The sequence below is a fragment of the Pseudomonas sp. HMSC076A11 genome (assembly GCF_001810205.1).
GTDB classification, from domain to species: Bacteria; Pseudomonadota; Gammaproteobacteria; order Pseudomonadales; family Pseudomonadaceae; genus Pseudomonas; species Pseudomonas aeruginosa.
The window spans coordinates 42,128-51,015 of sequence record NZ_KV800309.1; the positions used below are offsets into that span (position 1 = coordinate 42,128).

Genomic DNA, 8,888 nt, shown 5'->3' on the forward strand with positions numbered 1-8,888 from the left:
CGAGAGTAACTGCCATGCCCAACTCCCCAGTGGTCGTCATAACCGGCGTGTCATCAGGCATCGGTCGCACGGCGGCCGAACAGTTCGCCGGACGCGGTTGCCGCGTGTTCGGCAGCGTGCGCAACCCGGCCACTGCGCAGGCCATCCCCGGTGTCGAGCTGATTCACCTGGATATTCGTGACGAAGCCTCGATTCGCCAGAGCATCGAACATGTGATTGCAGAAGCTGGGCGCATCGACGTACTGGTCAACAATGCTGGCACCACACTGCTCGGTGCGACAGAGGAAACCGCCATCGACGAGGCCCAGGCGCTGTTCGACACCAACGTCTTCGGCGTCCTGCGCGTTACCCAGGCGGTACTGCCGCAGATGCGCAAGCAAAGCGCAGGGCGCATCGTCAACGTCAGTTCGGTGCTCGGCTTCCTGCCAGCACCCTACATGGGCCTGTACTCGGCTTCCAAACATGCAGTGGAGGGTTTGTCCGAGACCCTGGATCACGAGGTGCGGCGCTTCGGCATTCGCGTCGCGTTGGTCGAGCCTTCGTTCACCAAGACCAGCCTGGACCTCAACGCGCCACAGGCCGCCCTGCGTATCGCTACCTACGACAGCGAGCGGGCAACCGTCTCCCAGGCCATCCAGATGAACGTGCAGAAGGCACCTTTGCCCGATGCGGTCGCCGCGACCATCGTCGAGGCCGCCCTGGGCGCGTGGAAAATGCGCCACACCCCCAAAGGCGAGGCCACCCTGCTCAGACGCCTGCGCCGCTTTATGCCGGCAGGCCCAGTCGACTCGGGCCTGCGCAAGACCTTCGGCCTCGGCTGATTCACCTCTTCACGTACGAGACCACACCATGCACAGAGAACACAGCACACGTATCGTCGTTACCGGCCTGGGCATCGTCAGCCCTCTATGCTGTGGCAGCGAGACGGTATGGACGCGCCTGCAGGCCGGCCACTCGGGCCTAGACTGCAGCAGCCCCTCGGCAGTTAGCAAAGCGCGGCTAGCTGCAGCCGTCGAAATCTTCGCCCAAGTCTATGCATAGGCCATTTGGACGTGTCTAAGACATCGAAACTCTGAGTGCCCAAAGCGAAGACGAACTTCATTTTGTCGCTCTACTTGCGATGTCAGCTTAGATTCTGACAACGGTTGGAGCGTCCGATTACGGCCGTAGCTGCCCGCCACTAGTGTCAGCTTCCGGCCAATAGCAGCCGCTCCTGGCCAGAGACAGCAGCTTGAAGGAGTCGATGAATCTATGGTCGATTCAGGCTACGATGTTGAGCACTTGCGCCAGTACTGCGACAGTTATCGGACGCAGCCTGTGATTCCGCTGCGGCCCCTAAAGCGCAAACACAAGCCTGGGCCGAGCTGCCCCGGAGCAATTAAATGCTTATCCACCCGCGTGGTCGCTGCGACCGTGCGCGGCGATGAACATGGCGACGGCCGACCGGCAATAGGATTCTATTTCGTCCTCTGCTCTCGCCTGATCGAATCGGGCGATCATCAATAGATCGGAGCCTTTGAAGAGCGCGGCAAACAAGCGGGCGGCTTGGAGGGGATCGGGCACGTTGAGAAGCGCCTTCGCGTGAAGTTGGCGCAACAAGGCATCGATGTCGGCGATGACATGAGCGGCGCCGGCTTCGTAGTGGCACTTGCTCAGGGCGTTTTGACTCGTTTTATCGGCCATGACCATGGCTTCGATACTGCTGACGTCTGGTCTCAATAGCGTGCGCAGCAGTGATGTTCCCACCGCCATAAGTTGGTCTTCGACCGAACCTTCGACACCTTCAAGCAGGGCCTGTGGTGCAAACGACTGCTGGCAGCCGGCCGCGATGGCTGCGCTGAACAGCGCCTCCTTGTTCTCGAAACGCCTATAGATGCTGAGCTTGGATATCTTCGCCCGCTGGGCGACCTTGTCCAACGTCGTCGCTTGAAAACCCAATTCCACAAAAAGTTCGCTCGCGGCGTCGAGTATCGTTTGGGCAAGCGCCTCGTTGGTGGGCCGACCGCGGCGTGCCTGTATGGTTTCGGTCATGATATTGGTACTTTACAGTATCTTAATTTAAGATTTAGGATACCACTCAGTGTCTTAAATGAGCAATCCAAGGGCTTGGCTACAACCTGCCCTCCAGCGGAGCCCATCACCATGAATGACGTCATCATCATCGGCGGAAGTTTTGCAGGTCTCGCCGCCGCTTTGCAGCTCGGCCGTGCCCGTCGCAAGGTCATCGTTCTCGATACCGGTCGGCCGCGTAACCGCTTTGCCGGCCATTCGCATGGTCTGCTCGGTCACGATCACACGCCGCCGCTGGACATCCTGGCCGCGGCGCGGCAGCAGTTGACGCGCTATCCAACGGTCAGGCTAGTCAATGCCCGGGCAGAGAAGATTTCTGGCGTAATAGACGATTTCTGCGTTGTCACTGACGATCACGAAAGCCTAAAGGCCCGCCGCGTGATCCTGAGCTATGGCGTTGCCGATCAGATGCCTGATGTTCCAGGCTTTGCCGAGAGTTGGGGCACGTCCATCGTCCCCTGCCCCTATTGCGACGGCTTTGAAGCCGCCGGCCAGCATTGGGGCCTCGTGTGGTCCGGCCCGCAATCGCACAACCAGGTCAGGCTGTTCCTCGATTGGACCGACAGGTTGACTGTCTTTGCCGATGGTCACGACATTACACCTGATATCCAGGCCGATCTGGCGCACCGCAACATACCTGTCGTCGACGGACGGATCGTCGAGATCGCCCATCACCAGGGGCATATCGCTACCGTCAATCTCGACACTGGCTCCACTGTCGCGGTCGACATCCTGTTTGCTCATCCGCGCAACAAGCCGTCCGCAAACCTGCATGAATCGTTGGGCCTTGCCACGATGGATACGCCCACCGGCGTCGTGCTCAAGGTCGACGAGCGCCGCCAAACCAGCACGCCTGGCATCTATGCCGCCGGCGATCTCACCACCCCCATATTGCCCTCGGTCACCCAGGCATCATCGCAGGGCGCGATGGCGGGTATTTTCGCCCAGCAGTCGATGCTGGCTTGAGCCCATAGAGAGGAGATGAACATGGCCGTCGAGCCGGACAGCGCGGGGGTGCGCTTCCCTCCGCCCTTCATCTATCTGGGAGCGCTGCTGTTGGGGCTGGCGGCGGAGCGGTTCGTCGCCCTGCACTCTTTCGGCATCGATTGGTGGTTGCTGATCGCAATGGGCGCGCTGCCGTTCGCTGCCGGCGCGGTAATGATGCTTGCGGCGGCGGGGCTGTTCCGGCGTCTGGGCACCAACATTCCGCCGTCGCGACCAACGACCCTCATCGCAACGACCGGTCCCTATCGGTGGACCCGCAATCCCATGTATCTCGGCATGGCGCTTATCTATGCAGGCCTTGCGGTCGGCTTCGACGGACCGATCGCCTTCGCGTTGCTTCCGTTGGTGTTGGTCGCGATCCAGACGCAGGTGATCGCCCGCGAGGAGCGCTATCTCGAAGCAAAGTTCGGCGACGACTACCGCCGCTACAAGGCCGAGGTTCGCCGCTGGCTCTGACTATTCCGCAACTGCCGCCTGCGGGATTTTCTGATAACCAACACCGACTTTCTTGCCACGGCTACTGAATGGGCCCTGAGTTCGTAGATAACCAAGGGTCGCTTCTGGCCGATTGCAGCCCCTGACGAGAGCCCCCAAGCCCCCTCGAAAGTTCCCCCTCCGGTTTCGGACGGCAGCTCTCTAGCCTATCCTCCCCCGCCACAACAACAGGAGGTTCCATGCCGGTTTCGTTACCCTTCGAGCAAGTCGATGTCTTCTCCGAACAGCCCTTCAAAGGCAACGCCGTTGCCGTGGTGATTGGCGCCGACCGCCTGAGCAGCCGGCAGATGCTGGAGTTCGCCGCCTGGACCCAGTTGAGCGAGACGACCTTCCTGTTGCGGCCGACCACTGCCGAAGCAGACTACCGCGTAAGAATCTTCACCCCGTTGCGGGAGTTGCCCTTTGCCGGGCATCCGACGCTGGGGAGCTGCCAGGTCTGGCTGAACCAGGGGGGCGGCAATGCTGCTGACGAGATCGTCCAGGAATGTCTGGCGGGCCTGATCCGCATCCGCCGCAAGGGCGCCTTGCTGTCGTTCGCGGCGCCTCCCCTGCTTCGTGGCGGAGCAGTCGAAGACGAGGTGTTGCGACGGATCGAGAGCGGGCTTGGCCTGTCCCCGGGGCAGGTACTCGGCAGCCAATGGGTGGACAACGGACCCGGCTGGGTCGCCGTTCGGCTGGCCACGCGTGACGAGGTCCTGGCCATTCGCCCGGACTACGCGAAGCTCGACGGGCTCAACGTGGGCGTGGTCGCGCCCTGGCAAGGTCCCCAGGCGGAGGCGGATGTGGAAGTGCGCGCCTTCATGGGCGAGGAGCTCAATGAAGACCCCGTCACCGGCAGCCTCAACGCGAGCCTGGCGCAATGGCTGATCGGCACGGGAGTCATGCCCGGGCGCTACACGGCGAGCCAGGGCACGGCCTTGGGTCGCCGGGGGCGGATAAGCGTCGAGCAGATCGGCGGCGATATCTGGATCGGCGGTGAGGTGCAGCCGGGCATGTCGGGGCAGGTCGTGTTCTGAGCGGGACGGCGTACCCTGTCCTTCCCCATTACCTGGCCGACCTGGATCGGCGTCCGGCATTGGACGGAAATGCCTGCCCATGACAACGGGGCCGCCTTCCCTCTGGAAGCACCCTCCCTGCCCACCGGGCCCGCCCAGGCCCGGTGGCTCCGCCCTCCCCCTCACCAGTTGTGCGTATAGCTCGCCGTCAGCACCGTGCCCGGCGCCGGCAGGTGGCTGGTGTTGTTGTTGTTGCGCAGCAACTGGCTGTAGAGCGGGTAGTAGTCGCGGTTGAACAGGTTCTGGATGCCCAGGCTCAACTGGTCGTCGGGGGTGATGCGGTACTGGCTGACCAGGTCGACCGTGGTGTAGGTGCTGACCTGGCGCCGGCCGAAGCTTTCCACGCCGTCGAGACGGTAGTCCTTGGAGTCGAAGAAGGTGGCCTGCAGGCGGTTGTTCCAGTCGGCATCCGGCTTGTATTGCAGGTAGGCGGTCAGCTTCAGCGGCGGCACGCGGTAGCCGGTCATGTCCTGCCAGTCCTTGCCGTCCGGCTTCTCGCGTCCGCGCATCCAGGTGGCGCTGCCGCCCGCGCCCCAGACTTCGTCGTCGCTGAGCCAGTCGGCGCTGGCCTCGACGCCGTAGATGCGCTCCTTGGTGCGGGTGAGGATCAGGCCGTTGTTGAAGCTCTGCACGTCGCCCAGCTTGGAGGTGGTGTAGAACAGCGCCAGGCTGCCCAGGGTGTTGCCGCCGATGGCGCCACGCCAGCCGAGTTCGTAGTTGTTGGTCTTCACCGGTTCGAGGTTCGAGGAGCCGATATCGAAGCCACGGTGGGCGTTGCGCAGCTGGATGCCGACATCGGGCAGCTGGAAGCCCTGGCTGAAGGAGGCATAGATTTCCTGGCCAGCCACCGGCGAATAGACGATGCCGAGGTTCGACAGCACCGCGTCGTAGTCGAGGTCGCCGCCCTTGACGGTCACCGGCGAGGCGGCCTTGGACTCGGAGAGCGGGACGAAGTCGTCGAATTCGGCGGTGGAGTATTCGTAGCGCAGGCCGCCGTCGATCGACCAGTGTTCGTCGAAGCGATGCTGCAACTGGGCGAACGCGCCGGCGCTGCGGGTGCGTAGCGGCGGCATGTAGGTGAGCTTGCCGATCTTGTCGAAGACCAGCCCGCCGCTGGCGTCGTAGGCCGCCGGGTCGAACACGTCGAGCGGCATGTCGCTGCGTTCCTGGTTGTAGTCGCCGCCCCAGACCAGTTCGGTATTGCCGCTTTCGCCCAGCGGCGTGCGCAGGGTCAGGCGGCTGCCGAACACTTCGCTGTTCTGCATGATCTGGTCGACATTGCCGCCGCGGGTGGAGACGGCGCGGGCGTCGAACGGAGTGAAGCGGGTGAAATAGTCGCGGTAGTAGAGCTGCGCGGAGAGCCGGCTGCCGAGGATGTCGAGGTTCTCGTACTCGAGGTTCGCCAGGGTGTTGCGGATGCGGTTCTGCTCGTCCAGCTCCAGGCCCTTGATCGCGTTGGCCGGGACCGAGCCCGGCGGCAGCCTGGCGACCCTCGGGTCGGTGGCGTAGTCGGTGTCCTGGCGGGCGTCGTAGTGGCTGAGGGCGAGCTGCACGCGCTGGTTCTCGTCGATGCGCAGGCCGAGCTTGCCGCCGATGTTGTAGACGTTCGAGTCGAACAGGTCGCCCTGGCTGGGTTCCGGGGCGATGCGGTCGCCATGGGCGTCGTAGGAAGCGCCGACGTGGCGGGTGCCGAAGTCGAACGAATAGTCGAGCGCCCCCAGGGAGCCGGCGAAGTATTGCTGGAACTGGCCGCCGAGGCCATCGCTGCCCAGCCGGGTCAGCGGCGAGGTGGCGCTGAGACGGGTCTCCGCGCGGTTCTCGCCGCCGGCCGGACGGGTGGTGATGGAGATGATCCCGCCGGTGGCGCCACTGCCGTAGATGGCGCTGCTGCCACGGATGACCTCGATCCGCTCGATCAGCGCCGGGTCGATATTGGCCAGGTTGCGCGAGGAGTCGCGGTTGGTGTTCAGCGGCACGCCATCGACCATCACCAGCATGCTGCGCCCGCGCAGGGTCTGGCCGTATTCGGTGATGGTGCGGCTGGAATCGGACATCCCCGGCACCGCCTTGGCCAGCACGGTGGCCAGGCTGTCGGAGCCCTGGCGCAGCTCCTCCAGTTGGGCATGCTCGATGACGGTGGACTGGCGCGTGGCGGAGACCAGGTCGCTGCTGGTGCGCGAGGCGGTGATTTCCATCTGCTCCATGTCCAGCGGTTCGCTGCGGGCTTGCGTAGCGGGCACGGCGGCTTCGCTGGCCGGAACGACGATGAAGGTATGTTCGTCCCTGGCCTGCGCCTTCAGGCCGCTATCCCTGAGCAACTGGCGCAATGCCTCTTCGGGGGTGAAACGCCCCTTCAGCGCGGGCGCCTGGCGGCCGGCGCCGAGATCGCCGGCGAAAAGGATCTGTACCGAGGATTGTTGCGCGAGGGCGTTGATCGCCTGGCCGAGCGGCGCGGCGGGCAGATCCACGTCGAGCTTTTCCTGGCCCTGGGCCGACACCGCCAGGAGCAGGCTGCTGGCGAGCAATGAAGGACGCAGGTGGCGACTGCGGAGGGAAAAATGCACGTCTCGATTTCCTATGCAGGTTGGCTTTTCCTGGATAGCCGCCACGGCGCGCGGGAAACCCTACCTGCGTCCGAGAATTATTTTCGCGTCGATTTGCGTTGGATCTCGACGCTGCCGTCCTCCTGCCGCGACACGGCCACGGGAAGGATGCTCGGCAGCAGGTCGAGCAGCCGGTCGGCGTTGTGCGCGGCGAAGACGCCGGTCAGCCGGAGGGAGGCCAGGCTGGGGTCGTCCAGGAGAATGGGCGCCTTGCGATAATGGCGCAGCAGCGCGACGGCTTCGCCCAGGGGCGTGCGCTCGAAGACCAGGCGGTCGTCTTTCCAGGCCATCGCCGTGGCGGCATCGACCTTGGCCAGCGGCATCAGTTGCCCGCCAATGGCATCGACCTGCTGGCCCGGCAGGAGCACGACTGGCGCTTGCGCCGTAGCCGAGGTGCCGACCTCCACCCGGCCACGCTCCAGGGTCACGCGGACATCGTCGTCCAGGCGGCGCACGTTGAACCGGGTGCCGAGCACGCGGATGTCGGTCGAACCCGCGGACACCACGAAGGGCCGATAGCGCGCCGGGGATACCTCGAAAAGCACCTGCCCCGCGCGCAACGCGACCCGGCGGCTGAGCGGGTGCCAACTGACCTCGATCTGGCTGCCGCTGTCGAGCAGGAGCTGGCTGCCGTCGGCCAGGGTCACGTCGCGCCGCTCACCGATGGCGGTGGCGAAGCGCTCGCGCTTGTAGGCCGGGTCCAGCCAGGCCAGGGCGCCGATGGCCAGCGCCAGCAATAGCGCGACGCCGGCCGCCTTGCTTGCCTTGCGCGATTTCGGCCGGGAGGGCGGCAGCGGGAACAGGTCCTTCAGCGCGTCGCGATGGCGCTCCAGGGCGTCGTCCAGCGGAACCTGCCCATTCCGTTTCGAGGGCTGGGTCATGGCCGTGCCTCGCCGCGGCCGAGCCGTTCCCGGCAGGCCGCCAGTCCGAGGCGCAGGTGCTTTTCCACGGTCTTGACGGAGATGCCGAGGCGGTCGGCGACTTGCGCCTGGGGAACTTCGTGGATCTTGTGCATGACGAAAACGGCCTGGCAGCGAGGAGGAAGCGTGGCGATGGCGTCGACCAGTGCCTGGAACTCGCGCTCGGCCTCATGGCGACCCATGGGCGTCGCCGCCATGCAGGCGACTTCCGGAAGCTCGGCGACGGCTTCCACCCAGGCGGTTCGACGACGGTCGCTACGATAGCGGCTCACGGCGGTGTCGTGGGAGATTTTCCGCAGCAGGGCCAGGGGCGTGTGCACGTCCTCCTTCTCGTCGCGTTCGAGCAACTGCACGCACACGTCGTGCACCACTTCGCGCGCCATGCCCCGGTCGCCGAAGCGCCGGCGAACATGGTCGACCAGTTCCTCGTAGTGACGAACCAGTGTGGACAACAGCGTCGGCTTGGCGGGATCGAACGGCACGATGCACCCAGGAAAGGAGCCTGGCTCCGAAGAATGGGGGGCGAGTGTAAATGAGAAACAGTCGCAGATGAAAGACCGGTCATCGTCAGGGATTGCCTGGGCTGGCGTGCGTAGCGGGCGGGTGGCTTTCGCCCGACCGCGCAACTGCCGAGCCAGGGCGGAGAGGGATCCCCTTTTCGCCCCGCTACTCAACCCCCCGGCCTTGCCGGGGGGCACCGCCTCCTTCGGTTATCGGTGTCTGCGTGCGTATTCCGCCTC

General features: G+C 64.6%; 8 protein-coding genes. 4 read left to right on the forward strand and 4 right to left on the reverse strand.

Translation table 11 applies throughout. From position 1 onward, the window contains the following. The first annotated feature begins 14 nt into the window (after window positions 1-14). Complete coding sequence (locus tag HMPREF2716_RS15215; protein WP_003124979.1) at window positions 15-821, forward strand: oxidoreductase; 807 nt, start codon at window positions 15-17, stop codon at window positions 819-821. 565 nt (window positions 822-1,386) lie between these two features. Here the strand turns inward: HMPREF2716_RS15215 and HMPREF2716_RS15220 are convergent. Then, complete coding sequence (locus tag HMPREF2716_RS15220; RefSeq protein WP_016253668.1) at window positions 1,387-2,031, reverse strand: TetR/AcrR family transcriptional regulator; 645 nt, start codon at window positions 2,029-2,031, stop codon at window positions 1,387-1,389. Between the two features lie 111 nt (window positions 2,032-2,142). On the opposite strand from HMPREF2716_RS15220, the gene HMPREF2716_RS15225 reads away from it, so the two are divergent. The 3 genes from HMPREF2716_RS15225 (at window position 2,143) to HMPREF2716_RS15235 (ending at window position 4,586) form a co-directional block, all read left to right on the forward strand. Then, window positions 2,143-3,036, forward strand: coding sequence for an NAD(P)/FAD-dependent oxidoreductase (locus HMPREF2716_RS15225; protein WP_003086934.1), 894 nt, complete (start codon window positions 2,143-2,145; stop codon window positions 3,034-3,036). A 21-nt stretch (window positions 3,037-3,057) separates the two neighbouring features. Then, window positions 3,058-3,531 (forward strand): methyltransferase family protein, encoded by a 474-nt coding sequence (locus tag HMPREF2716_RS15230; protein WP_003086935.1) that lies wholly within the window; start codon window positions 3,058-3,060, stop codon window positions 3,529-3,531. Between the two features lie 218 nt (window positions 3,532-3,749). Next, on the forward strand, window positions 3,750-4,586 hold the full coding sequence (locus HMPREF2716_RS15235) for a PhzF family phenazine biosynthesis protein (RefSeq protein WP_003102004.1): 837 nt from the start codon (window positions 3,750-3,752) through the stop codon (window positions 4,584-4,586). 161 nt (window positions 4,587-4,747) lie between these two features. On the opposite strand, the gene HMPREF2716_RS15240 is transcribed toward HMPREF2716_RS15235, so the two are convergent. The 3 genes from HMPREF2716_RS15240 to HMPREF2716_RS15250 form a co-directional block, all read right to left on the reverse strand. After that, the gene (locus HMPREF2716_RS15240) at window positions 4,748-7,189 is read right to left on the reverse strand and encodes a TonB-dependent receptor (protein ID WP_070621944.1); all 2,442 of its coding nucleotides are present in this window, start codon (window positions 7,187-7,189) and stop codon (window positions 4,748-4,750) included. Between the two features lie 77 nt (window positions 7,190-7,266). Next, complete coding sequence (locus tag HMPREF2716_RS15245; RefSeq protein WP_003101998.1) at window positions 7,267-8,109, reverse strand: FecR family protein; 843 nt, start codon at window positions 8,107-8,109, stop codon at window positions 7,267-7,269. Continuing rightward, window positions 8,106-8,630 carry an RNA polymerase sigma factor gene (locus HMPREF2716_RS15250; RefSeq protein ID WP_003449595.1) on the reverse strand — a complete coding sequence of 175 codons (525 nt, stop codon included), beginning with the start codon at window positions 8,628-8,630 and terminating at the stop codon, window positions 8,106-8,108. Before HMPREF2716_RS15250 ends, HMPREF2716_RS15245 begins: the two co-directional genes overlap by 4 nt. Between the last annotated feature and the right edge of the window lie 258 nt (window positions 8,631-8,888).

Coding starts and splice junctions, on each gene's coding strand:
- HMPREF2716_RS15235 (WP_003102004.1), top strand. CDS start 3,750: ATGCCGGTTTCGTTACCCTTCGAGCAAGTCGATGTCTTCTCCGAACAG.
- HMPREF2716_RS15220 (WP_016253668.1), bottom strand. CDS start 2,031: ATGACCGAAACCATACAGGCACGCCGCGGTCGGCCCACCAACGAGGCG.
- HMPREF2716_RS15245 (WP_003101998.1), bottom strand. CDS start 8,109: ATGACCCAGCCCTCGAAACGGAATGGGCAGGTTCCGCTGGACGACGCC.
- HMPREF2716_RS15215 (WP_003124979.1), top strand. CDS start 15: ATGCCCAACTCCCCAGTGGTCGTCATAACCGGCGTGTCATCAGGCATC.
- HMPREF2716_RS15230 (WP_003086935.1), top strand. CDS start 3,058: ATGGCCGTCGAGCCGGACAGCGCGGGGGTGCGCTTCCCTCCGCCCTTC.
- HMPREF2716_RS15225 (WP_003086934.1), top strand. CDS start 2,143: ATGAATGACGTCATCATCATCGGCGGAAGTTTTGCAGGTCTCGCCGCC.